This window comes from Streptomyces sp. NPDC050534 (assembly GCF_044457745.1).
In the GTDB taxonomy this organism is placed as follows: domain Bacteria; phylum Actinomycetota; class Actinomycetes; order Streptomycetales; family Streptomycetaceae; genus Streptomyces.
This window is the reverse complement of sequence record NZ_JBITHF010000008.1, coordinates 174,849-197,624: the sequence shown is the minus strand read 5'-3', so window position 1 is coordinate 197,624 and position 22,776 is coordinate 174,849. Positions and strand designations below refer to the sequence as shown.

20 protein-coding genes are annotated in these 22,776 nt (G+C 72.6%); 11 read left to right on the top strand and 9 right to left on the bottom strand.

What is annotated here, in order from left to right; translation table 11 throughout:
• Positions 1 to 8: 8 nt before the first annotated feature.
• On the bottom strand, positions 9 to 758 hold the full coding sequence (locus ACIBN2_RS26255; protein ID WP_399137737.1) for an SLATT domain-containing protein: 750 nt from the start codon (positions 756 to 758) through the stop codon (positions 9 to 11).
• Between the two features lie 255 nt (positions 759 to 1,013).
• On the opposite strand from ACIBN2_RS26255, the gene ACIBN2_RS26250 reads away from it, so the two are divergent.
• From ACIBN2_RS26250 to ACIBN2_RS26240, 3 genes are read left to right on the top strand one after another with little or no spacing between them, the layout of a single operon-like run.
• Complete coding sequence (locus tag ACIBN2_RS26250) at positions 1,014 to 1,358, top strand: YbaB/EbfC family nucleoid-associated protein (RefSeq protein ID WP_393867336.1); 345 nt, start codon at positions 1,014 to 1,016, stop codon at positions 1,356 to 1,358.
• A gap of 59 nt (positions 1,359 to 1,417) precedes the next feature.
• Positions 1,418 to 2,017, top strand: a complete 600-nt coding sequence (gene recR, locus ACIBN2_RS26245; RefSeq protein WP_383831218.1) for a recombination mediator RecR — start codon at positions 1,418 to 1,420, stop codon at positions 2,015 to 2,017.
• On the top strand, positions 2,010 to 2,669 hold the full coding sequence (locus tag ACIBN2_RS26240; protein WP_399137736.1) for a DUF5063 domain-containing protein: 660 nt from the start codon (positions 2,010 to 2,012) through the stop codon (positions 2,667 to 2,669). The genes recR and ACIBN2_RS26240 overlap by 8 nt, the downstream gene beginning before the upstream one ends.
• Before the next feature lie 37 nt (positions 2,670 to 2,706).
• Here the strand turns inward: ACIBN2_RS26240 and ACIBN2_RS26235 are convergent, their stop codons facing one another.
• The gene (locus ACIBN2_RS26235; RefSeq protein WP_399137734.1) at positions 2,707 to 3,423 is read right to left on the bottom strand and encodes a sulfite exporter TauE/SafE family protein; all 717 of its coding nucleotides are present in this window, start codon (positions 3,421 to 3,423) and stop codon (positions 2,707 to 2,709) included.
• Between the two features lie 216 nt (positions 3,424 to 3,639).
• On the opposite strand from ACIBN2_RS26235, the gene ACIBN2_RS26230 reads away from it, so the two are divergent.
• The 4 genes from ACIBN2_RS26230 to ACIBN2_RS26215 all read left to right on the top strand — a co-directional run bounded on the left by ACIBN2_RS26230 (position 3,640) and on the right by ACIBN2_RS26215 (position 8,266).
• The gene (locus ACIBN2_RS26230; protein ID WP_399137732.1) at positions 3,640 to 4,932 is read left to right on the top strand and encodes an aspartate kinase; all 1,293 of its coding nucleotides are present in this window, start codon (positions 3,640 to 3,642) and stop codon (positions 4,930 to 4,932) included.
• A complete protein-coding gene (locus tag ACIBN2_RS26225; RefSeq protein WP_399137730.1) occupies positions 4,932 to 5,996 on the top strand; it encodes an aspartate-semialdehyde dehydrogenase in 1,065 nt (354 codons plus the stop codon). The genes ACIBN2_RS26230 and ACIBN2_RS26225 overlap by 1 nt, the downstream gene beginning before the upstream one ends.
• 537 nt (positions 5,997 to 6,533) lie before the next feature.
• Positions 6,534 to 7,109, top strand: coding sequence for a SigE family RNA polymerase sigma factor (locus ACIBN2_RS26220; protein ID WP_384256550.1), 576 nt, complete (start codon positions 6,534 to 6,536; stop codon positions 7,107 to 7,109).
• A 113-nt stretch (positions 7,110 to 7,222) separates the two neighbouring features.
• Entirely contained in the window at positions 7,223 to 8,266 is a 1,044-nt protein-coding gene (locus tag ACIBN2_RS26215; protein WP_399137728.1) for a hypothetical protein, read from the top strand.
• Between the two features lie 59 nt (positions 8,267 to 8,325).
• On the opposite strand, the gene ACIBN2_RS26210 is transcribed toward ACIBN2_RS26215, so the two are convergent.
• Positions 8,326 to 9,108 (bottom strand): SURF1 family protein, encoded by a 783-nt coding sequence (locus ACIBN2_RS26210; protein ID WP_399137726.1) that lies wholly within the window; start codon positions 9,106 to 9,108, stop codon positions 8,326 to 8,328.
• A 44-nt stretch (positions 9,109 to 9,152) separates the two neighbouring features.
• Entirely contained in the window at positions 9,153 to 9,521 is a 369-nt protein-coding gene (locus tag ACIBN2_RS26205) for a nuclear transport factor 2 family protein (RefSeq protein ID WP_399137724.1), read from the bottom strand.
• Between the two features lie 173 nt (positions 9,522 to 9,694).
• Between ACIBN2_RS26205 and ACIBN2_RS26200 the strand changes: the two genes are divergently transcribed.
• Complete coding sequence (locus tag ACIBN2_RS26200; RefSeq protein WP_399137723.1) at positions 9,695 to 11,509, top strand: prolyl oligopeptidase family serine peptidase; 1,815 nt, start codon at positions 9,695 to 9,697, stop codon at positions 11,507 to 11,509.
• Positions 11,510 to 11,559: 50 nt separating this feature from the next.
• Here the strand turns inward: ACIBN2_RS26200 and ACIBN2_RS26195 are convergent, their stop codons facing one another.
• Positions 11,560 to 13,428 (bottom strand): NAD-binding protein, encoded by a 1,869-nt coding sequence (locus ACIBN2_RS26195; RefSeq protein WP_399138227.1) that lies wholly within the window; start codon positions 13,426 to 13,428, stop codon positions 11,560 to 11,562.
• A 174-nt stretch (positions 13,429 to 13,602) separates the two neighbouring features.
• Here ACIBN2_RS26195 and ACIBN2_RS26190 point away from each other — a divergent pair, with 174 nt between their 5' ends.
• A complete protein-coding gene (locus ACIBN2_RS26190; RefSeq protein ID WP_399137721.1) occupies positions 13,603 to 14,688 on the top strand; it encodes a permease in 1,086 nt (361 codons plus the stop codon).
• A complete protein-coding gene (locus tag ACIBN2_RS26185) occupies positions 14,685 to 15,458 on the top strand; it encodes a TIGR03943 family putative permease subunit (RefSeq protein WP_399137720.1) in 774 nt (257 codons plus the stop codon). The genes ACIBN2_RS26190 and ACIBN2_RS26185 overlap by 4 nt, the downstream gene beginning before the upstream one ends.
• Here ACIBN2_RS26185 and ACIBN2_RS26180 read toward each other — a convergent pair.
• Positions 15,397 to 15,912, bottom strand: coding sequence for a hypothetical protein (locus ACIBN2_RS26180; RefSeq protein WP_399137718.1), 516 nt, complete (start codon positions 15,910 to 15,912; stop codon positions 15,397 to 15,399). The two genes, ACIBN2_RS26185 and ACIBN2_RS26180, sit on opposite strands and share 62 nt — an antisense overlap.
• Before the next feature lie 98 nt (positions 15,913 to 16,010).
• Here ACIBN2_RS26180 and ACIBN2_RS26175 point away from each other — a divergent pair, with 98 nt between their 5' ends.
• Positions 16,011 to 16,499 carry a hypothetical protein gene (locus ACIBN2_RS26175; RefSeq protein WP_399137717.1) on the top strand — a complete coding sequence of 163 codons (489 nt, stop codon included), beginning with the start codon at positions 16,011 to 16,013 and terminating at the stop codon, positions 16,497 to 16,499.
• Here the strand turns inward: ACIBN2_RS26175 and ACIBN2_RS26170 are convergent.
• The 3 genes from ACIBN2_RS26170 to ACIBN2_RS26160 form a co-directional block, all read right to left on the bottom strand.
• The gene (locus ACIBN2_RS26170) at positions 16,489 to 17,259 is read right to left on the bottom strand and encodes a glycosyltransferase family 2 protein (protein WP_399137715.1); all 771 of its coding nucleotides are present in this window, start codon (positions 17,257 to 17,259) and stop codon (positions 16,489 to 16,491) included. The genes ACIBN2_RS26175 and ACIBN2_RS26170 overlap by 11 nt on opposite strands.
• A gap of 199 nt (positions 17,260 to 17,458) precedes the next feature.
• Entirely contained in the window at positions 17,459 to 21,469 is a 4,011-nt protein-coding gene (locus tag ACIBN2_RS26165; RefSeq protein ID WP_399137713.1) for an AAA family ATPase, read from the bottom strand.
• A 365-nt stretch (positions 21,470 to 21,834) separates the two neighbouring features.
• On the bottom strand, positions 21,835 to 22,488 hold the full coding sequence (locus ACIBN2_RS26160) for a DUF4232 domain-containing protein (RefSeq protein WP_399137712.1): 654 nt from the start codon (positions 22,486 to 22,488) through the stop codon (positions 21,835 to 21,837).
• Positions 22,489 to 22,776: the final 288 nt, after the last annotated feature.

Sequence of the window (22,776 nt, the reverse complement as noted above, 5' to 3'; positions counted from 1 at the left end):
TCCGTCCGTCACCTCGGCTCGGGCGGGCGCTGGCGGGGCATGTTCGGGCGGGCGGCCGTCCCCGGCGGCAGCGGGAAGCGGCCGTGTGCGCCGCCGATCTCCTGGCGGCCTGCGCCGCCGCCCGCGGACTGGATGCCCATGGGCGCCGAGCCCGTGCGGAACTCCACCATCCAGTCGGCCGTCTCCGTGCGGACCAGCTCGGTCACGTCCTCGGAGAAGCGCCGCAGGATTCCCAGGCACCGCTCGGCGGCCTCGCTCGCCGTCCCCTCCGCGGGGCCCAGCACCTCACGCACGCTCTCCGAGGCCCAGTCGAACTGGAGCACCTGGAGCCGGCGCTGCACGGCCTGCGCGGTCGCCACGTCCCTTATCCAGCCGGAGGTCACGCCGAAGTAGCGGTCGACGGCCACGCAGGTCACCGCGAGCAGCAGCGCCAGATACCCCCACGTGGCGAGCCCGGCGGCCGCCCCGGTCAGATCCAGCAGCGGCAGCGCGGCCCCGGCGGCGGCGCCCAGCGCGGCCCCCGTGCGCAGCACCCGGGCACCCCGCCGCTTCCACCCCCGGTCCGCGAGATACCAGGCGGCCGTCTCGAGCGCCCCGTGCTCCACCCACCGGTACAGCTCGTGCAGCCGCTCGGCCGGCTCGCCCCAGTCGCCGAGCGGGAACGCGCGCCCGGTCAGATCGCCCGGCCGGAGCCCGGCGGCACCCTCGCCCCGCCCGTCCTGAGGCGGACCCTCGGGCTGCATCTCCGGCTGACCCACCCGCACTCCTTCTGATCACGACCGATCACGTAGCGTGACACCTGATGCTGATGTGCCCGACCCTTCCTACCGCCCAATGGGTGGCGAAGCCCATGGATTCACCTCTTTTCCGCCCGGAAGTGTGCCTTGATCAGGTATAGGACTCGGCTCGGGCTCACTCGAAAGAGTGCCGGGGCGATGGCTGCCCGGACCACGTAGGCTCGTGCCAGGCGGGAAAACCTCGCCGACGAAGCCGTACGAAACCAGGAGCTGATCGTGATTCCCGGTGGTGGCCAGCCCAATATGCAGCAGCTGCTCCAGCAGGCCCAGAAGATGCAGCAGGACCTGCAGAGGGCACAGGAGGAGCTGGCGCAGACGGAGGTCGACGGACAGGCGGGCGGCGGCCTGGTGCGGGCTACCGTCACCGGCTCCGGCGAGCTGCGCGCACTGAAGATCGACCCCAAGGCGGTCGACCCCGAGGACACCGACACCCTCGCGGACCTGATCGTCGCGGCGGTCCAGGCGGCGAACGAGAACGCCCAGACCCTGCAGCAGCAGAAGCTCGGCCCGCTCGCCCAGGGCATGGGCGGCGGCAGCGGTATCCCGGGTCTGCCTTTCTAAGACGGGTCCCGGCCAACTACCGTACGTACTGAAGGAACCCCAGGAAGGGCGGCACTCCGTTGTACGAAGGCGTGGTCCAGGACCTCATCGACGAACTGGGGCGGCTGCCCGGCGTCGGTCCCAAGAGCGCGCAGCGGATCGCCTTCCACATCCTCCAGGCGGAACCGACGGACGTACGGCGGCTCGCGCAGGCCCTGATGGAGGTCAAGGCGAAGGTCAGGTTCTGCGCGACCTGCGGCAACGTCGCGCAGGAGGAGCTGTGCAACATCTGCCGCGACACGCGTCGCGACCCCGCCGTCATCTGTGTGGTGGAGGAGCCGAAGGACGTGGTCGCCGTCGAGCGCACCCGTGAGTTCCGGGGCCGCTACCACGTCCTGGGCGGAGCGATCAGCCCGATCGAGGGTGTCGGACCGGACGACCTGCGTATACGAGAACTTCTCGCGCGGTTGGCCGACGGTACGGTCACGGAACTGATCCTGGCCACGGACCCGAATCTGGAGGGCGAGGCCACCGCGACCTACCTCGCCCGGATGATCAAACCCATGGGCCTCAAGGTCACCCGCCTGGCCAGCGGCCTCCCGGTGGGCGGTGACCTGGAATACGCGGACGAGGTGACCCTCGGCCGCGCCTTCGAGGGGAGACGACTCCTAGATGTCTGACGCCAAGCTGCACGCCACGTCCCCGGACCCGGACGACTTCGCGGTTCAGATCGCGGACCAGGTGGAGAGCTTTCTCGTAGCCGTGCGGGAGGTGGCCAAGGGCGACGAACCCGACTCGGCCGTCCCCTTCCTCCTCCTGGAGGTCTCCCAGCTGCTGCTGGCCGGCGGCCGCCTCGGCGCGCACGAGGACATCCTTCCCGACGAGCGCTACGAGCCGGACACGGGTCCCGACGCCGACGTCGACGAGCTCCGCGAGAACCTCGCCCGGCTGCTGGACCCGGTCGACGTCTACTCGGAGGTCTTCGACCCCTACGAGCCGCGCACGGCCCCGGTCCCGGCGCGCATCTCCGACGACCTCACCGACGTCATCACCGACCTGCGCCACGGCATGGCCCACTACCGCGCGGGCCGCACCACGGAGGCCCTGTGGTGGTGGCAGTTCTCCTACTTCTCCAACTGGGGCTCGACGGCCTCGGCGACCCTGCGCGCCCTGCAGTCGGTGGTCGCCCACGTCCGCCTCAACCAGCCCCTGGAGGAACTGGACGGCCTGGACACCGACCAGGGCATGGGCGACGAGACGCTGGAGTTCGAGGCCGGCAGGGTGATGCAGGAGGAGATCGGGGGGCCGCTGGGGATGCGGACGGGCCAGTGAGCCCGATGCCTTCCCCGGGGTTCGGGGACGGCCTCGGTCACAGCCCCCACACGCCCTTCCCGAGCGCCGTGACACCGCCTGTCAGGGCCAGCGTCAGCACCAGCAGGCGGGCCTGCTTCTCGGGGATGCGCTCGGCGAGCGCCCGGCCGGCCACCGCGCCCACCGTCATCGCGGCGACGACCCAGCCCCAGCGGGCGCCGGTCAGCTGCGGCAGGCCGTTCGCGGCCAGCGAGAAGGCGTTGACGACGACGCCGTAGAACTGCGCGTTGGGTACGAACTCCCGTACCGTCCAGCCCGCGTTGAGGGCGTAGAGCGAGATCGGCGGGCCGCCCACGCCCGCCGCCGAGTTCATGAAGCCGCCCACCGCGCCCGCCGCGACCGCCCCCCTGGTGCCGCGCAGCGCGGGTACCCGGGCACCCCGCAGGACCAGCAGCACGGCGACCGTCACCAGTGCGCCCATCACCAGCAGCAGTACGGGCTGGGGGAGTTGGCGGGTCAGCCAGGCTCCCGCCGGCACCGTGCACGCCGCCGCCAGGCACAGCGGCACCATCGCGCCGGGGCGGACCCGCCGCCAGCCGCCGGCCAGACCGACGACGCAGATGGCCCCCGACACGCAGTTGGCGAGCACGACGGCCCCGGCCGGTCCGAGCAGCAGCATGAGCGCGGGCACGGTGACCAGCGCGAAGCCCATGCCGGTCAGCCACTGCACGCAGGAGCCGAGCAGGACGATCCCCGTCAGCAGTACGTCCGTCATGGCGCGACCTTAGGTCAGCGCGCGGTCACGCAGAGCCCCAAAGGGTGACCTGGCCCACTTTGCGGACTGTTCACGGGCTACGGGGGCAGGGACCGTGCTGGAGCGCCGGATCTCACCATGTGGTTCCGGCAAGGTCGATTTCGGGCGCTCGATAGACTGAGCCGACCGCAGTACATATGCGTATCTGCGGACAAAGAGACGGAACGAGGAGCGCACGTGGGCCTTGTCGTGCAGAAGTACGGAGGCTCCTCCGTAGCCGATGCCGAGGGCATCAAGCGCGTCGCCAAGCGGATCGTGGAAGCGAAGAAGAACGGCCACCAGGTGGTCGTGGTCGTTTCCGCGATGGGCGACACTACGGACGAGCTGATCGATCTCGCCGAGCAGGTATCCCCGATGCCGGCCGGCCGTGAGTTCGACATGCTGCTGACCGCCGGAGAGCGGATCTCCATGGCGCTGCTGGCCATGGCGATCAAGAACCTGGGCCACGAGGCCCAGTCGTTCACCGGCAGCCAGGCAGGCGTCATCACCGACTCGGTCCACAACAAAGCCCGGATCATCGACGTCACGCCCGGCCGGATCCGTGACTCGGTGGACGCGGGCAACATCGCCATCGTCGCCGGCTTCCAGGGCGTCAGCCAGGACAAGAAGGACATCACGACCCTCGGTCGCGGTGGCTCGGACACCACCGCCGTCGCGCTGGCCGCCGCCCTCGACGCCGAGGTGTGCGAGATCTACACCGACGTGGACGGCGTGTTCACCGCCGACCCGCGCGTGGTGAAGAAGGCGCAGAAGATCGACTGGATCGCCTTCGAGGACATGCTGGAGCTCGCCGCCTCCGGCTCCAAGGTGCTGCTCCACCGCTGTGTGGAGTACGCCCGCCGTTACAACATCCCGATCCACGTGCGCTCGTCCTTCTCCGGGCTGCAGGGCACCTGGGTCAGCAGCACGCCACCCGTTCAGAAGTCACAGCAGCAAGGGGAACAGAAGGTGGAGCAGGCCATCATCTCCGGTGTCGCTCACGACACCTCCGAGGCCAAGGTGACGGTCGTCGGCGTTCCGGACAAGCCGGGCGAGGCCGCCTCGATCTTCCGCGCCATCGCGGACGCGGAGATCAACATCGACATGGTCGTGCAGAACGTGTCCGCCGCCTCCACCGGGCTGACGGACATCTCCTTCACCCTCCCCAAGACCGAGGGCCGCAAGGCCATCGACGCCCTGGAGCGGGCGAAGACGGCCATCGGCTTCGACTCGCTGCGCTACGACGACCAGATCGGCAAGATCTCGCTCGTCGGCGCCGGCATGAAGACCAACCCGGGTGTCACCGCGTCCTTCTTCGAGGCGCTCAGCGACGCCGGCGTGAACATCGAGCTGATCTCGACCTCCGAGATCCGCATCTCGGTCGTCACCCGCGCCGACGACGTGCCCGAGGCCGTCCGCGCCGTGCACTCCGCCTTCGGCCTCGACTCCGACACCGCCGAGGCGGTCGTCTACGGAGGCACAGGACGCTGATGGCGGGACAGGGATCCGTGCGACCGACGCTGGCGGTCGTGGGCGCGACCGGGGCCGTCGGCACGGTCATGCTCCAGATCCTGTCCCAGCACGCGGACATCTGGGGCGAGATCCGTCTGATCGCCTCGCCGCGCTCGGCCGGCCGCAAGCTGGCCGTGCGCGGCGAGGAGGTCGAGGTCGTGGCCCTGACGGAGGAGGCCCTCGACGGGGTCGACGTCGCCATGTTCGACGTGCCCGACGAGGTCTCCGCGCACTGGGCACCCGTCGCCGCCGCCAAGGGCGCGGTGGTGGTGGACAACTCGGGCGCCTTCCGGATGGACCCGGAGGTGCCGCTCGTGGTGCCCGAGGTCAATCCGCACAAGGCGCGTCTGCGGCCCCGCGGGATCATCGCCAACCCCAACTGCACGACCCTCTCCATGATCGTGGCCATGGGCGCGCTGCACGCCGAGTTCGGGCTGCGCGAGCTGGTGGTCTCCTCGTACCAGGCGGTGAGCGGGGCGGGGCGCGCCGGGGTCGAGACGCTGCGCCGGCAGCTGTCGCTGGTCGCCGGCACGGAGCTCGGGACCCATCCCGGTGACGTACGGCGGGCCGTGGGCGACGACACCGGGCCCTTCCCGGAGCCGGTCGCGCTGAACGTCGTGCCGTGGGCCGGCTCGCTGCGTGAGGACGGCTGGTCCTCGGAGGAGATGAAGGTCCGGGACGAGTCCCGCAAGATCCTCGGCCTGCCCGACCTCCCCGTGGCGGTCACCTGCGTACGGGTGCCGGTGGTCACCACGCACTCCCTCACCGTCCACGCCCGCTTCCAGGGCGAGGTCACCGTCGACGGCGCCCGCGAGATCCTCGCCACGGCCCCCGGTGTCGTCCTGTGCGACGACCCGGCCGCCGGCGAGTTCCCCACACCCGCCGACGTGGTGGGCACCGACCCCACCTGGGTGGGCCGGGTGCGGCGCGCGCTCGACGACCCGACGGCCCTCGAGCTCTTCGTCTGCGGCGACAACCTGCGCAAGGGCGCCGCCCTCAACACCGCCCAGATCGCGGAGCTGGTGGCCACCGAGTTCGTGTGACACTCGAGGCGGTGGGCGCGCTCCCATGGTGTGACGTGTTACGTGCAACACATCCCGGAGCGAGGGTCTGCCGGCGGAAAAGCCCTGGCAGTGGCCGGTTTGCTTTGTAGGATTTATGGGCTGCCCGAGCGCTGGGGAAATGGTCCGTACCACTTGCCCCGGAGCCCTGTGGCATCCGAAGATTTTCCTCCCCGCCCTCCGCAACCGCGCGGAGGGCGGGGAGCGTCTTTGCGAACGCCCTTCAGGGGTGCGGGGATGCGCGACGGGACGTGGGGACGTCTCGAACATTCAGGACACAGGGGAAGAGCGGGTAGGCATGAGGGCGTTTGACGCACGGTCGGGGGTGCTGCCTGACGCGAGACAGCCGGTGGCGCCATGTGACGCAGAAGTGATGCCCGGCACGTACAACCCTGACGGGGGTGAGCGTGTCCAACTGGCGTGGCTGAGGTACTCGACTTCTCTGCGGCGACGCGCGGCACGGCCCTGCGGCCGCCCCGTCCGTCCCTACGACCCCGCATGCCCGGCGCGCCCGGCGGCATGCCGGTGATCGCGCCCATGCCCGCAGCGCGGCCCACCCGCATCCCGAATCAGCGCGAAGGCGCCGAGGACGTCGCGGCGGCCGGTACCACCGTCGACCACCTCACCGAGACCTACCGCGCGCACTACCGCTCGCTGCTGGGACTCGCCGCCCTCCTGCTCGACGACACCGCCTCCTGCGAGGACGTCGTCCAGGAGGCCTTCATCCGCGTGCACTCGGCACGCAAACGCGTCCGCGACCCCGAGAAGACGCTCGCGTACCTGCGTCAGACGGTCGTCAATCTTTCCCGCTCCGCCTTGCGCCGCCGCATCCTGGGCCTGAAGCTGCTCTCCAAGCCGATGCCCGACATGGCGAGCGCCGAGGAGGGGGCCTACGACCAGCTGGAGCGCGACTCCCTCATCAAGGCCATGAAGGGACTGCAGCGCCGTCAGCGCGAGGTCCTGGTGCTGCGCTACTTCGCGGACATGACCGAGGCGCAGGTCGCCGAGTCGCTCGGGATATCGCTGGGTTCGGTGAAGGCGTACGGCTCCCGCGGCATCGCGGCCCTCCGGATCGCGATGGAGGCGCCGGCATGAACAAGGACGCCGAGGGGCCCGACTCCCATGACCGACACGAACCTTTCGCCTGGCATGAGCCGACAACAACGCACGAGCAAGAGCACTCGCCATCGCACGCTGGGAACGGAACTGTGAACCACGGCCGCGACGACCAGAGCCTCGAGGACGGGCTCGACTCGGACGAACAGGCCCTGCGCAGGATGTTGCAGCAGGCGGTGCAGACGGTCGAGCCGCGTGACGGCACCCTGGACCATCTGCGGCGGGCGGTGCCCGCACGGCGGGCCCGCAAGCGGCAGGCCGCCGTCGGCATGGCGGCAGCCGCGCTGTTCATCGGCACGGCCGTCCCGGCCCTGCTGCACGTCTCGGGCGCCACGGGCTCCGACGTCAACCCGTCCGTCGCCGGCCAGGCCTCGCAGGCCCAGGGCGGCGCGAGCCAGGGAAAAGCCGACGGCAGTGAGAGCACTGCCGGAGGCAGCTCCGGCAAGTCGCAGGACAAGGGCAAGGGCACCTCGAAGGGCGACGGCAAGGGCAAGGGCAGCACGCCCGGCACGGGCAGCGGCGCGGGGACCGGCCCGGCGGCCACCAGTGCGGCGGGCACCCCGGTGTGCACCGCGGAACAGCTCGGCTCGGCCACCCAGTCCATGGACGCCCCCGACTCCGCGGGCACGGTCTACGGCACCTTCCGCGTCGTCAACATCTCCACCTCCGCGTGCAGCGTGGGCGGGGCCGGAAGCGTCAGCGTGCTCGCGCAGGGCGCCGCGGACGCCACCAAGATCGGCGCGCAGCGGCACGTGGCCGGGGACGCGGCGGCCGGCCTGCCCGACCCCTCCACCGAGGTCACCGGGCTGCTGCTGCAGCCGGGCGCGGCCTACGAGGAGAAGTTCGCCTTCGTCCCCTCTGCGGCCTGCCCCAGCACGGGCGGCAGCGGTGGTACCACCGACGGCGGTCCCAGCGCCACGCCGACCCCGACCGGCGACACCGGCAGCACCGCCGGCACCGCCGGCACCGGCACCGACAGCGGCGTCACCACGCAGATGATGCGGGAGGACGGCACGGCGGACGGCAGTGTGATCGTGTCCCACACGACCGAGGCGGGCTCGCCCACGGTCTCGGCGAACGTGACCAACGCGTGCGCGGGGACGGTCTACTTCACCGGGGTGCTGGCGGGGGCGTGAGCCGGCAGGCGTGGCCGGGGGGCTGCCTCCGGCCGGGGGCCCGCGCCCCCCCACCGGCGTCAGACGGTCACGCTCTCGTCTTCCTCCGCCACCAGACCCATCTCCGCGTCCCGTGCGAACTCGACCTCGCGACGCAGCAGCCGGAACCACATGAACACCACGAAACCGGCGAAGACGAACCACTCGCCGGTGTAGCCGAGGTTCTGGAACGCCTTCAGGTCGAGGCCGGAGTCCGTGGGCGCCTTGGCCGGCACGGCGGTCATCCCGCTGTCGGCCTTGTCCAGCGTGATCCAGGCGTCGTAGACGTCGTACGGCACGAGGTTCACCAGCGCCGCCGAGCTGATCGCCCCGGTCTGCCCGGCCGGCAGACCGCCCTGGGCGCTGACCCCGTCGTCCCCGGGCGTCTCGGACGCCTGGAGCGCGCCGGTGACGGTGACTTCTCCGGTGGGCGCGGCGGGCGCCTTCGCGGTGCCGGCGGAACCCGGCAGCCAGCCCCGCACCACGGGCAGGGCCTTGCCGCCGTCGGTGCGCAGCAGCGTCAGGACGTAGTAGCCGCGCTTGCCGTCGAGGTCGCGGTCCGGGACCAGCAGCTGCTTGCCGTACCGCCCGGTCGCGGTGGCCTGTCTGCCGGACGTCGCCTTGTCCACGGGCAGCAGCTCCCGCAGCGGGCGGGCCGCTTCGTGCCGGTCCGTGGTGACCCGCTGGGTCGCGTCGCGGTGGTCCTGCACGCGGCCCTCGAACCGGCTCAGCTGCCAGGACCCCATGAAGATGCAGAAGGGGATGGCGAGCAGCACGAAGACGTTGATCCCCCACCAGCGGGACGTCAGCAGAAACCGGTACACGCCTTCAAAGGTACGGCGCCGACGAACGGGGGCCCGCCGCGGGGTCAGTACCGCTCGGTGAGGTGGTCCCGGCCGGCCGGGGGTTCGTACGGCTCCGGCCAGAAGTCGGTTATGGACGTGATCCGGTCCGCACCGGTGAAGAACGAGATCCCGTACATCTCCTCCAGCCCGACCGTGAAGTGGATCCAGCTCACCACCTGGCCGGGCTCGGCGACGATGCGCTCGATCCTCAGGCGCCAGTCGCCCGGATACTCGCGGTTGAACTCCACGTACCGCTGCCTGCCGGTGATCCGCTCACGCGTCTGCGGCAGGGTGTAGACGACGTCCTCGGCCAGGGTGTCCGCGAAGGCGCTCCAGTCCCGGGCCGCGGCGGCGGCCCAGAACCTCTCGACTGTCTTGCGCAGATCGGTCATGCCGAGAAGTCTGCACCCCGCCACTGACAATCGGATCTGAGCTGGGCAAACACCCTGATCGGGGATGGTTCGCGGGCGCGGCCGGAAGGGGCCGGGTAAGGGAGCGGTAGAAGTTGTCCACAGGCTGAGGATCCCGCCCGCACAGGGTCACCGGGAGCAGGCAGTATGGGGACATGACTGAGAGCAACGGGTCCGCCGCGCCGGAGCGGAAAGAGGACATGCCGGACTGGGAGAAGCGCTTCCGGGCGCCGCGGGTGTCGCTGCCCGACTGGGCGGAGGACGCACCGGACCGCTCACTGTTCGTGTCGAACGCGACGGGGACGTACGAGCTGTACGCCTGGGACCGGTCGACGGGCGAGCGCCGCCAGGTGACCGACCGGCCGAACGGCACGACGGACGGTGTGCTCACCCCGGACGGCGCATGGATCTGGTGGTTCGACGACAAGGATGGCGACGAGTTCGGCGTCTGGCGCCGGCAGCCGTTCACCGGCGGGGAGAACGAGCTCGCGGCGCAGGGCCTCGAGGCCTCCTACCCGGCCGGCCTGGCCCTCGCCCGGGACGGCCGTACGGCGGTCGTCGGCCGCTCCACCGACGAGGACGGCACGACGATCCACCTCTCGCGCACGGGCGAGGACCCGGTGGAGATCTACCGCCACCGCGAGTCGGCGGGCGTCGGCGACCTCTCCCACGACGGCGAGCTGATCGCGATCGAGCACACGGAGCACGGCGACGCGATGCACTCCGCCCTGCGCGTCGTGCGCCTCGACGGCACCGCGGTCGCCGAGCTGGACGACACCGAGGGCGGCAAGGAGGAGCTGGGCCTGGAGGTCCTGGGCTTCGCACCCGTCGACGGCGACACCCGTCTGCTCGTCGGCCACCAGCGCCGCGGCCGCTGGGAGCCGATGGTGTGGGACACGGCCACCGGCGAGGAGACCGACCTGGGCCTGGACCTGCCCGGCGACGTGAGCGCCGAGTGGTACCCGGACGGCACCGGCCTGCTCATCGTGCACAGCTTCGAGGCCCGCAGCGAGATGTTCCGCTACGACCTGGCCGGCGGGACCCTGGAGAAGGTCCCCACCCCGCCCGGCTCGGTCTCCGGCGCGACGGCACGCCCCGACGGCAGCGTGGAGTACCTGTGGTCCTCGGCCGCCGAGCCGTCGGCGGTCCGCTCGACGACGGGCAAGGTCGTCCTCGACCCGCCGGGCATGAAGTCGCCGGGCTCGGTGCCCGTGGAGGACGTCTGGGTGGAGGGCCCCGGCGGCCGCATCCACGCCCTGGTGCAGAAGCCGGCGGGCGCCACCGGCCCGCTGCCCACCGTCTTCGACATCCACGGCGGCCCGACCTGGCACGACAGCGACGCCTTCGCCGCGGGCCCGGCGGCCTGGATCGACCACGGGTACGCGGTGATCCGCGTCAACTACCGCGGCTCCACGGGCTACGGCCGGGCCTGGACCGACGCGCTCAAGCACCGCGTCGGCCTCATCGAACTCGAGGACATCGCGGCGGTCCGCGAGTGGGCGGTGGGCTCGGGTCTCGCCGACCCCGCCCGACTGATCCTGACCGGCGGTTCCTGGGGCGGCTACCTCACCCTCCTCGGCATCGGCGCCCAGCCGGACGCCTGGACCCTGGGCATCGCCGCGGTCCCGGTCGCCGACTACGTCACGGCGTACCACGACGAGATGGAAGCCCTGAAGGCCATGGACCGCACCCTGATGGGCGGCACCCCGGAGGAGGTCCCCGACCGCTTCGAGGCGTCCTCCCCGCTGACCTACGTCGACGAGGTCAGGGCCCCGGTCTACATCTCGGCGGGCGTCAACGACCCGCGCTGCCCCATCCGCCAGATCGAGAACTACGTCAAGCGCCTGGAGGCCCGCGGGGCGGTCCACGAGGTCTACCGCTACGACGCCGGCCACGGCTCACTGGTCGTGGACGAGCGGATCAAGCAGGTACGGCTTGAACTGGAGTTCGCGGAGCGGCACCTGGGGTGACATCCCCGCGCCGGGCGGGCGGTTCCTCAGCCCGTCCGGCGCCGGGCCCGTCAGGCCCCGGCGCGGTCCCGCGGACGCCGCCCCAGCAGCTCGGCCAGCCCCGTCCGGGTGGCCGCCAGCACCACCCTGTCCGATCCCCGCAGCACATACGAGTCGGGCAGATCCCACACCAGCCCCGACCCCGGCAGATCCTCGTACGCCTCCTCCACGGCCGGCTCCCCCCGCCGGCCGCCGGAGACACCCGTGTCGAGGGCCAGCACCCGCCAGGCCCCCGGCCGGAACGCCTCCGCGACCGTCTTCCCCTCCAGCTGCGCGTGCCCGCCCACGTTCACCGCGGCGAACAGCAACACCCGCCGCTCCACCGGGATGGCGCCCAGGATCTGGCGCCCCATCATCGCCCCGGCGAACGCGGGCGCCGCCAGATGGGACACGCTGCGGCTCCGGGTGGAGGCCCGCGGGTGGGCGGCGCGCAGGGTCCGGTACACGGCGGTCGCGAAGTCGTCGTCGTACAGCCGCAGGACGACCCGCAGATCCGGCCGCACGGACCGGGCGTAGAGCGCGGCTTCGAGGTTGGTGGTGTCCGCGCTGGTCACCGCGAGCAGCGCGTGCGCCCGGTGGATCTTGGCCGCCTCCAGGACGCCTTCCTGGGTGACGTCCCCGAGCACCACCGGCACCCGCAGCCGCCGCGCGGTCGCCAGGCCCCGTGCCTCGGGGTCGGACTCGACGCACACCACGGGGATGCGCAGTTCGCGCAGCCGCGTCAGCACGCGCGTGCCGATCTTGCCGAGGCCGAGGAGCACCACATGCCCGCCCAGCCCCCGCGGGGGCTTGCGCAGCGCGGACGTGGTGCGGAAGGTGCCCAGCGCCTCCAGCACCGCGGCCAGCAGGACCGGCAGCAGCAGCAACCCCGTGAGCCCGGACAGGAGTTGCAGGATCTGCCGCCCGACGGAGGCGCCGATCGCGGGGTCGTCGATGGCGAACAGGTCGAGCAGCGTCAGATAGAAGGCGTGCAGCGGATGCATCCCCGTCACCACCCACAGGGCCACCGCGAGCGCGAGCACGCAGCCCACGAGGCCGGCCAGCGACCAGCGCAGCCGGCGCGAGAACAGCGACGCGAACGCCACGCCCCCGCGGGCGGGCGGCAGTTCGGGACCGGCGTAGGAGACCTGCTCGAGGACGACGGTCCCGCGGCCGGTCGCGGCCCGCACCGCCGCCCCGTCGGGCAGCAGATCCGGGCCCTGCTCCGCGCCGTTCTCGGCGCTGTCCGCGGACAGCAGCGCGAGCGTGGCCAGTCCCGGCTGGGCCAACTGCCCGACCATCGGCGTCCGTTCCACCGCCCGCAGCAGCAGCCCGTCGGTCTGGACGACCTTGCTGGTGCCCGCGACGGCGGTGGCGACGAGCGCCGGCGCGGCCGTGTCGGCGTCGGACAGCACGGTCGTGGAGGCGTCGGAGCCGGAGCCGTCGCCGTTGCCCGTGGCCAACGCGGCGGCCTGGTCGAGGAGTTCCTCGATGTGCTGGCCGAGCCTCCGGTTGTAGAGCCGCAGGACCAGCCGCAGCCTGGGGTTGAGCCGGCGGGCGGTGAGGGCGGCGCGGATGTTGGTCTCGTCGTCGTCGTACACGAGCGCCAGTGCGGTGGCCCGCTCCACGCCCGCCGCGCCGAGCGCCTCCTCGGTCGGCTCGGCGGCCGCCATGAGCTGGGCGGTTCCCACGGGTTCGGCGGTGGCGCCGCTCGCGCGGTTGACGGTCGCGTTCACCACCCGGTCGAGCAGCGCCGCCGTCGTCGCCCGGGCCCGCCCGACCACCGGCGTGCGCACACCGCGCTCGGAGGGCGGTACGACGAGGGTGACCTGTTCGCCGTAGACACCCCGCAGTTCGGCGGCGAGTCTGTGCGCCAGCCCGTCGTCGCCGCACACGACCATGTGCGCGGACCCGTCATCGCCCGGCTGCCCTTGATTCGGAACGCTCGCCACGAGGGGAAAGACTGCCCCAAAGAGACGGGTGGTTCCAGAAGCGACTGAACAACGGTCTCTCTTCCGGCGTACTGGAGGGGAGGGAAACCAGCACCCTTCCGTACCACCGGAGGTACCTCGCACGTGGCCATCACCAAAGCAGCCCCGCCGACGGCGGACAGCCACGAACCGGTGGCCGGCAGCCCGGACACACGATCACCCGGCACCGGGCCCGCCGCTACTGCCGACACCACCGCCGACACGAAGTCAGCCGAGTCGAAGTCCGCCGACACCAAGTCCCTCGCCCTGATCGTGCTGCTCCTGGTGCTGGTGGTGCTCCAGGGCCCCATCCGCGGCGCGCTCTCCGCGCCCGTCATGCAGAGCTGGATGACGGTGTTCGTGGCCGTGCTCGTCCAGGCGCTGCCCTTCCTCGTGCTCGGCGTGCTGCTCTCCGCGGCCATCGCCGTGTTCGTGCCGGCGTCGTTCTTCGCCCGCGCGCTGCCGAAGCGGCCCGCGCTGGCGGTCCCGGTCGCCGGAGTGGCGGGCGCGATCCTGCCGGGCTGCGAGTGCGCGTCCGTGCCGGTCGCCGGGGCGCTGGTCCGGCGGGGCGTCACCCCGGCCGCGGCGCTGGCCTTCCTCCTCTCCGCCCCGGCGATCAACCCGATCGTGCTGACGGCGACCGCGGTCGCCTTCCCCCGTAACCCGGAGATGGTCCTCGCCCGCTTCGTCGCGAGCCTGCTGGTGGCCTGTGTGATGGGCTGGCTGTGGCAGCGCCTGGGCCGCACCGACTGGCTGCGCCCGCCGGAGCGCCCGCACCACGAGGGCCAGGGCAAGGGCGCCGCGTTCTGGGGCTCGGTACGCCACGACGTGATGCACGCGGGCGGCTTCCTGGTCATCGGCGCGATGGCCGCGGCGACCCTGAAGGCGGTCGCCCCGGCGAGCTGGCTGCGCACGGCGGCGGACAACCCGCTGGTCGCGATCCTGGCCCTGGCCGTCCTCGCCGTACTGCTGTCGATCTGCTCGGAGGCGGACGCGTTCGTGGCGGCGTCACTCACCCAGTTCTCGCTCACGGCCAAGCTGGCGTTCCTGGTCGTCGGCCCGATGATCGACCTGAAGCTGTTCGCGATGCAGACGGGCACGTTCGGCCGCGGCTTCGCCCTGCGGTTCGCGCCCGCCACCTTCGTCCTCGCGATCGCGGGCGCGGTCCTGACCGGGGCGGTGCTCCTGTGAACCGCCAGGCACAGGCGGCGGTCCTGTTCCTGCTCGGCGCGGCCCTGCTGCACGCGGGCTTCACCAACCTCTATCTGCGCTACGTGAAGGCAGGACTGCAGCCGCTGCTGCTGCTGTCGGGCGCGGTGCTGATCGCGGCGGCGCTGGCGACGGTCTGGTACGAGTGGCGGGGCCGCGCCAGGACCGGCCACGGAGAAGGACACGTGGACGACGGTCACGGTCACGGAGAAGGGCACGAGGACGACGGTCACGGTCACGCCCACCGCGAACCCCGCGTCGCGTGGCTTCTCGCCCTCCCCCTCCTCGCCCTCATCCTGGTCGCCCCGCCGGCCCTCGGCTCGTACAGCGCGATGCGCACCGGTACGGCGCTGCAAAAGCCGTTCGGCTACAACGCCCTGCCCGCCTCGAACCCGCTGCCCCTCAACGTGGTCGACTACGCGACCCGCGCGGTCTACGACCACGGCCGTTCCATCGGGGGCCGCCAGGTCGAGGTCACCGGTTTCGTCGCCCTGGACCAGGCGGGCCACCCCTACCTGGTGCGGATGGCCCTCAACTGCTGTGCCGCGGACGCCCAGCCGGTGAAGATCGCCCTGACGGGCACGATCCCCCCGGTGCTCCAGCCGGACAAGTGGCTCCAGGTGAAGGGGAGCTACACCGCCCGGCAGACCAAGGACCCCGTGAACGGCGGCCCGATCCCGTATCTCCGCGTCACGTCGTCGAAGCCGGTCCCGACCCCGAAGGACCCGTACGACGAGTCCTGGAACAACTGACGCCCCATCCCGCCTCGTGCGCCGCGGCGACCGCGCGCTCCTCGGCGTCGTCGGCGGCGGCGTTCAGGGACGCGTCCCGTCCCGCCGCGGACCCACCTGCCGCCGCCGCGGCCGCCTGCGAGGCGGTGAGGGCCGCGCGCAGGGCCCGGTGACCGGCCTCGCGGCCGTCGTTCGCGTCGGCCACCTGCGCGGCAAGTGCCGCGGTGGCGGCGGCGTTCCGCGCGCAGCGGGCGTCGGCCGCCGGGTCGGGGGTGCCCGTGGCGAGCGCGTCGAGGGAGCGCGCGGACAGGCGCAGGGCGCCCGCGGCGCGCCCGGCGGGAGTCGTCGGCACCAGTTCGGCGGCGGCCGGGTCCACGCCGGCGTACCCGCACGTCGCCACGGCGCGGTCGTAGGCACTGTGCGCGCGAGCCGCATGGCCCTTCCTGAGCGCCCCCGCGTCCTCGAGCCCGGTCATCCCGACCTCCTCGACCCTGCTTCTGGATATCTGACGGACCGTCAGTTATCGTCCCCTGCTGTCCGGCTTCCAAACGGGTGAGTGAAGGGCGATGCGCAGTGGCGACGACGACACCTCCCCCCAGTCCGCAGCCGACCGGGGACCCCCGCTGGGTCGCGCTGTTCCACGGGTCCTCCTCGGGTTCCTGGCAGGTCTGCGCCGAGTCGCCCCACCGCGGGCCCGTGCAGTACGCGCTCGGCGAGATGGCGCACACCGTGCGGGCGCGCGGCGGCACCCTCGTGGTGAGCCTGTGGGGTCCCAAGGACGGCGGATGGCAGCGCTTCGACGTGTCGGCCGCGCCCGCCGCCGCACCGGCGCCGCAGCCGTCCGCGGGCCCCGAGGAGCCGAGCAGGCTGTCGGAGCGCATGGACGCCCGCAAGCGGCAGGTGCTCATGGCCGGCCTGAACAAGGCGGGCCGCTACGACCTCACGTCCGACGACCACACGGCCGTACAGGCGCTCGTGGAGCGGCTCGACGAGACCACGGTGCGCCAGGTGGCCCGGTGGCTGGCCGCGGCCGGCGGCGAGGGCGGGGCGGTCAGTCCGTGAGCGGAGGGCGCAGGCGGAAGTCCGCGAGGGCTCTCGCCCGCGCCTCCACCACGGCCATGCGCGCCTCGCGCTCGGCCGGGTCCACGTGCGCCGCCTGGCCCGTCACCTGCCCCTCCCACTTGCGGTAGAGCAGGCCCACCTCGCGGGAGAACCAGCCCCGGCTCACGGCGTTCAGTGCGAGCAGCAGGCCGGTGTCCTCGGAGGCCGGCAGGGCCATCCACCCGCCGAGGGCCAGCAGCAGGTCCCGGCGGACGCAGAGCGTGGCCGGGTGCACCTGGGCACGGTGGTCGTTCGCCGTCCAGAAGTCGAGCACGGCGCCCCGCTCGATCGGGCCCTCGTCCGGGTCGCCCGGGAAGCCGGCCGTCGAGCCGTCCGGCAGCAGGTCCAGCGCCCGCGACGTCGTCCACCCGATCTCCGGATCGCCTTCCAGCACCGCCAGATCGCGGGCCAGCGCGCCGGCCGGAAGCAGGTCGTCGGCGTCGAGGATCTTCACGTACGGGCCCTCGGCACGGGCGAGCGCCATCGTGCGGGCGACACCGGGGCCGCCCGGCCGGCCCTGCCGGAAGGTCACGCGAGCGTCGTCGGGGACCTGGCCGCGGACCTCGTCCGTCGCGCCGTCCTCCTGGATCACCCAGTGCCACGACCAGCCCGGCAACAGCTCCTGCGCGCAAAGGGACTTGTACGCCTCGGCGAGGAATCCGGCCGACGGGGCGTGCACGGCGGTGACGACGGCGATGCGCCGGTCCACGGCGGCGGTCACCACCCTTCCGGGGCATGTGGGGGGACATGCGAAGACCCGGTCGCTGGCGACGGGGGATGCACCAGCGACCGGGCTGGGGCCCAGCCTAACAAGGCCGCACGCGCGGCGGGAGTCGACGGCCCGGCTCCGGCCCGTGGCTGTGGCCGGAATCACGAGTTCCCGTCAACCAACTCACCATATTTGTAACGGAGTTGATGTCCTAGTCGCCGCACGGAGGCTTGTACGGAAGCCGCGGCAGGTACTCGTGCCACTTCTGCGCCGTCAGGACGCCGTGCGTGGCCGAGCAGATGCGCCGGACGGCGTCGTCGGGCTCCAGGCTCCACAGCCGTACGGTGTCGGCGCCGCTGGAGACGCCGAGCATGTGGCTCCGCGGGCTGAACGCGAGGAAGTTGCCGGTCTTGGCGTTGGGGCTCATCGACTGGCCGATCGGGCCGGCGCCGGAGGGGTCGGTCACGTTCCAGAGGCGGACGGTGTTGTCGTTGCCGCCGCTGGCCAGCGTGTGACCGTCCGGGCTGTACGTCAGCGACACGACCGCCTCGCTGTGACCGGTGAGCGGGGCGCCCAGCCGGGTCGTCCTGGCCGGGTCGGTGCTGTTCCACAGCCGGACCGTGTCGTCGTCACCGCCGCTCGCGAGGGTGTGTCCGTCGGGGCTGTAGGTGAGCACGTTGACGGGTCCCGAATGCCAGGTGAGCGGTGTGCCGACCGGCCTCGGGCGCGCCGGGTCGCCGACGTTCCACATGCGGATGGTGCCGTCGGCGCTGCCGCTGGCGAGAGTGTGTCCGTCCGGGCTGAAGTCGAGGGCGTTGATGTAGCCCTTGTGGCCGGTGAGCGGGGCGCCGTAGGCGACGACGTGCGCCGGGTCGCCGACGTTCCACAGCTGGAAGGTGTGGTCGGTGTAGGCGGTGGCCAGGGTGCGCCCGTCCGGGCTGAACGCCAGCGCGTCGGGGCCCATGAACCGGGTCTGCAGCTCGACGGGCCGCGCGTAGGGGACCGGCCGGGCCGGGTCGGCGACGTTCCACAGGTGCACCTTGCGGTTCGCCGTGAGCACGGCGAGGGTGCGGCCGTCGGGGGAGAAGACCATCTCCTCGCCGCCGTCCGCGTGCTTGAACGGCCTGCTCAGCGCCACCGGCCGGCCGGGCTTCTGCACGTTCCACAGCCGGACCGCGCCGTCGCGCCCCACCGTGGCGAGCACCTTCCCGTCCGGGCGGAACTCCCCGGTCCGGCCGATCATGTCGGACGTCGGGATCGACCACAGGCGGACCTTGCCGTCACCGCTTCCCGTCGCGAGGGTCCGGCCGTCGGGGCTGAAGCCCAGGGCGTACATCTCGCCGCTGCTGCCCGCCAGCGGCTCGCCGACCTGCGAGGGGTAGGCCGGATCGCTCACGTTCCACAGGCTCGCCGTGCTGTCCGCGCTCGCGGCGGCCAGCTGCTCACCGTCCGGGCTGAAGGCCACGGACCAGATGGGACCGGTGTGGCCGGTCAGGGGCGAGCCGATCCGTGTGGCGTGCGCCCGGTCGCTCACGTTCCACAGCCGTACGGTGTCGTCGGCGCTGCCGCTGGCCAGGGTGTCGCCGTCCGGGCTGAAGGCCACGGAGTGGACCAGGTCGGTGTGGCCGGTCAGGGGTGAGCCGATCTGTGTGGCGTGCGCCCGGTCGCTCACGTTCCACAGCCGTACGGTGTCGTCGTCGCCGCCCGTCGCCAGCGTCCGTCCGTCGGGGCTGAACGCGACGGAGCGCACGGCGGCGGTGTGGCCCTTCAGAGGCGAGCCGATCGGCGCGGCGTGCGCCGGGTCGGACACGTCCCACAGCCGCGCGGTGCGGTCCTCGCCGACGGATGCCAGCGTGTGCCCGTCCGGGCTGAAGGTGATCAGGTAGATGGTGCCCTTGTGGCCGGTCAGGGGCGCACCGAGGCGAACGGGATGCGCGGGGTCCCGTACGTCCCACAGCCGGATCGTCCCGTCGTCGCCCGCGCTGGCGAGGGTGTGGCCGTCCGGGCTGAAGACCGCGCTGCTCACCCAGCTGGTGTGGCCGGTGAGGGGAGCGCCGAGCGGCTTGGGGTGGCTGCGGTCGCGCACGTCCCACAGCCGGACCGTCCGGTCGTAGCCGGCGGTGGCCAGGACCTTCCCGTCCGGGCTGAACGAGGTGAGGTAGACGGCGCCGTCGTGGCCGGTCAGCGGGGTGGCCAGCGGGGCGTTCACGATCGAGACCAGCCGGCTGTTGGCGTCCTGGTCGCCCGGCCGCAGCCGGTGGGCCACCAGGTCGAGCTGGGCGGAGAGGGAGGGATCGGTGTACTGGACGCGGTCGGCCTCGGCGACCACCTGCTCGAAGAGGGCGTCGTTGCGCTGCTGCCAGGCGACGACCGCGGCACCCACGGCCACCAGCGCGAGCACGACCAGGGCGGAGACCGCGCTCCGGCTGATCCACACCGTGCGCCGGCGCAGCCTGACCGAGGCGGCCAGGAACTCCACCGCGCTGCGGGTGAGGAAGGTGGCGCCGCCGTCCTTGGCGGACTTGGCCCAGGTGTGGGCCTGCTCCAGCCGTGAACCCCGGTAGAGCAGCGACGAGTCGCGGTCCGAGCCCTCCCAGGCCCGGCCGTCCTCCTCCAGCCGCTGCCGCAGCAGATTGCCGTTGCGGTCCTCGTCGATCCAGCCGCGCAGCCGCGGCCAGGCGTGCAGCAGCGCCTCGTGGGTGATCTCCACGGTCTCCGCGTCGAGCGTCACCAGCCGGGCGCGGACCAGCGCCTCGAGCGACTCCTCCGTCTTGCCGGGGTCGGTCGACTCGTCCGCCAGCTGGCGCCGCGTGCCCCTGCGGCGGGTGGCCTGGGTGTCCTCGCCCAGCCGGACCAGCCGCAGCAGCAGCAACCGCGCGGCCGTACGGGCGGGCGGGTCGAGGCTGGACCAGGCCCGCTCGGCGGTCGCGGCCACGGCGCCCTGGATGCCGCCCGCGGCGCGGTAGCCGGCGAGCGTAAGCCGCCCCGCCTTGCGCCGCTGCCAGGTGGCGAGGAGCGCGTGCGACAGCAGCGGCAGCACGCCGGCGTGGTGCGCGCCGCGCGGCCCGTCGGCGCTCACCTCGCGCAGGATCAGCTCCGCGAGACCCGGTTCGAGCTCCAGCCCGACGGCCTTGGCCGGCCCGTTCACCGCGTCACGCAGCTCCGCCGTGGTCAGCGGGCCGAGCACCATGTGGCGGTGCTGGAGGGCGTCGGCCAGCTCGGGATGGGCCAGGCACTGCTCGTAGAAGTCGGCGCGGATACCGAGGACCACCAGCACCGGGGCCGCCTCGTCGGGGGCCGCGGGCGTGCACGCGGCGTGCAGGATGCGGACGAACAGCCGCCTGCCCGCCTCGTCCGGGCAGAGGGTGAACGCCTCCTCGAACTGGTCCACGATGACCACGGGACGGCCCTCGGACGGCGCCTCACGGCGGGCCCACCGGGCGAAGGCGTCCCGCACGGCGCCTTCGTCCCAGTTCTCGGCACTGTCCGCGTTCCCGGCGTCCGCCTCCAGGACGGGGGCGAGCTCGGGAACCCTCCGGGTCAGCTCCCCGACGGGATCCGCTCCCGGTACGAGCTGCAGCACGCCCCTCGGCTTGCCGCCGGTGTCCAGCGCGCCGCTCTTCACCGCCGTCGCCAGGCCCGCGTGCAGCAGCGAGGACTTCCCCGCGCCCGAGGCGCCGACGAGCATGACCAGGCCGCCCGTCGCCTCCGCCGTGAGCAGCTGGTCGACGAGCGCGCCGGTGCTCCGGTCCCGGCCGAAGAACCAGCGCGCGTCCTCCTGCCGATAGGAGGCCAGTCCCCGGTACGGACACACGCCGGGGACGGCCGGGGCCTCGGCGGTGGCGTCCTCGGGGTCCGCGGCCGCCGCGGGGCGGTCGCCGGCCGGGTCGGCCACGGCACGCTCCCACAGGCGCTGCCAGTGGCCCATGTCGTAGAGGCCGGCGGAGACCGGAGTGGGCCGGGAGCGCCGGGCCTGGGGGATGAGGACGTGCAGCACCGCGGCGAGGGCGGCGAACTGCGCCGGCACGTTCTTGGCCCGCCGCCAGTCGCTGATTCGCTGGGCGGAGACCCGTACGGGCCGCCCCCGCTCGTCCACCCGCTGAAGGTGTACGACCGCCTCGGCCACGCGCGCGAGGGGAGGGTTGCCCGCCTCCTTGTACAGCAGCGCGAGCCGCTCCGCGAAGGCCGTACGTGCCCCCGAAACGGAACTCACGGCCTCCACTCCCTACTTCCCTCGCGCTTGTCCATCCGGACCGGAAAACTCACTTTATACGGCTGACCTGCGACTTAAGTGTCCGGACCGGAGCCGGAATCTCCTCAGCGGGAGTCCCGGCTGGCAGGATCACGACGCAGGGCGAACCGCCGCCGCGCCGTCCGTGCAGGCCATCAGCTCAGCGCCCGGAGACACAGCCCAGGACGCCGAAGGTTCTCGGTCAGCTTCAGCCCGTGGGTGCCGAAGCTGCACAGGAGAGGGCGTCGGCCCCACCGCTGATCTCTTCGCTCGAGTCCGAAGGCCGCCCGCACCGTTCGGCGCCGGTCCCCACGAGGGGAGGGACCGGAGCCGGACGACGCGGCCCGCGGACGGTGTCAGGCGCCGTTGCCCGCCCGGAAGACCGTCAGGTTCGCGGCGTCGGAGACGGGCACGGCTCCGCCCGTCCAGTCCACCTTCACCGGCTCCTTCTCGTCCGGCGGCGTGATCAGGATCCCGGTGGGCGTGGCCGTCTTCGCCCCGCTGATCTCAGGATTGCCGAAACTCAGCCCGGCCCAGGCGCTCGAGCCCGGCGCCAGCGTGATCTTCACCGGACTCCCCTCGGCCCGCCTGGGGTCCGGCCCCACCTGCTTGCCCGAACCGTCCACGAAGGCGGCGCCCGGGTATCCGTCGAGGGTGCAGGTGGTCCCGGAGAAGTTGGTCACGACAAGCGGAAAATTCTCCTGCCCCGCCCCGGGGTCGTTCCGCCCCACATGCCCACGCAACTGGGACGCACGACAACGACTGCTGCCGCTTCCGCCGCTCTTGGAGTCGGAGGTGCCCTGCGTGCCCTGCGTGCCTTGAGGTGAAGCGGCGCCGGAGGAGCCGGAGGAGGCGGGCGGGGCGGTTTGGGACGCCGTAGCCGAAGTGTCGCCGCTGCTGTCGCCACCGCCGCCGGTGGCGCCGCCCGAACCGTCACCGCATGCGGTGAGCAGCCCCAGAGCGGCGACCGCCCCCACCGTGACAACCACCCGCCGTGCCCTCAGAAACATGTACATGCGCTCCTCAACCTCGCCGCCCGACAGGGACGTGTGCGTGCACGGGCCCGTATTGAACCCGCTGTCCCTGTCCGATGCGAGCCGAGGCGAAAGAGTTCGCACGAGTTTCCTGGGCGACGTGCGGGCCGAGCGCACCGGCTCCACCCCGCAGCACACACGACGAAGAGCGCTCCTTACCCGTGGGTCACGCGATCGACGCCCGGCGGAAGGGGAGCGGCGCAACAGGCTGGTCGGGGCCGGGGTGTGCCCTGTCGGCCCTACGGGGAAGAGGGCCCGACGGCG

Excerpts from the sequence above, each read along its gene's own strand:
- ACIBN2_RS26200 (WP_399137723.1), top strand. The coding sequence starts at position 9,695 with ATGACTGAGAGCAACGGGTCCGCCGCGCCGGAGCGGAAAGAGGACATG.
- ACIBN2_RS26225 (WP_399137730.1), top strand. The coding sequence starts at position 4,932 with ATGGCGGGACAGGGATCCGTGCGACCGACGCTGGCGGTCGTGGGCGCG.
- ACIBN2_RS26235 (WP_399137734.1), bottom strand. The coding sequence starts at position 3,423 with ATGACGGACGTACTGCTGACGGGGATCGTCCTGCTCGGCTCCTGCGTG.
- ACIBN2_RS26160 (WP_399137712.1), bottom strand. The coding sequence starts at position 22,488 with ATGTTTCTGAGGGCACGGCGGGTGGTTGTCACGGTGGGGGCGGTCGCC.
- ACIBN2_RS26220 (WP_384256550.1), top strand. The coding sequence starts at position 6,534 with ATGCCGGTGATCGCGCCCATGCCCGCAGCGCGGCCCACCCGCATCCCG.
- ACIBN2_RS26195 (WP_399138227.1), bottom strand. The coding sequence starts at position 13,428 with ATGGTCGTGTGCGGCGACGACGGGCTGGCGCACAGACTCGCCGCCGAA.
- ACIBN2_RS26180 (WP_399137718.1), bottom strand. The coding sequence starts at position 15,912 with ATGACCGGGCTCGAGGACGCGGGGGCGCTCAGGAAGGGCCATGCGGCT.
- ACIBN2_RS26205 (WP_399137724.1), bottom strand. The coding sequence starts at position 9,521 with ATGACCGATCTGCGCAAGACAGTCGAGAGGTTCTGGGCCGCCGCCGCG.
- ACIBN2_RS26240 (WP_399137736.1), top strand. The coding sequence starts at position 2,010 with ATGTCTGACGCCAAGCTGCACGCCACGTCCCCGGACCCGGACGACTTC.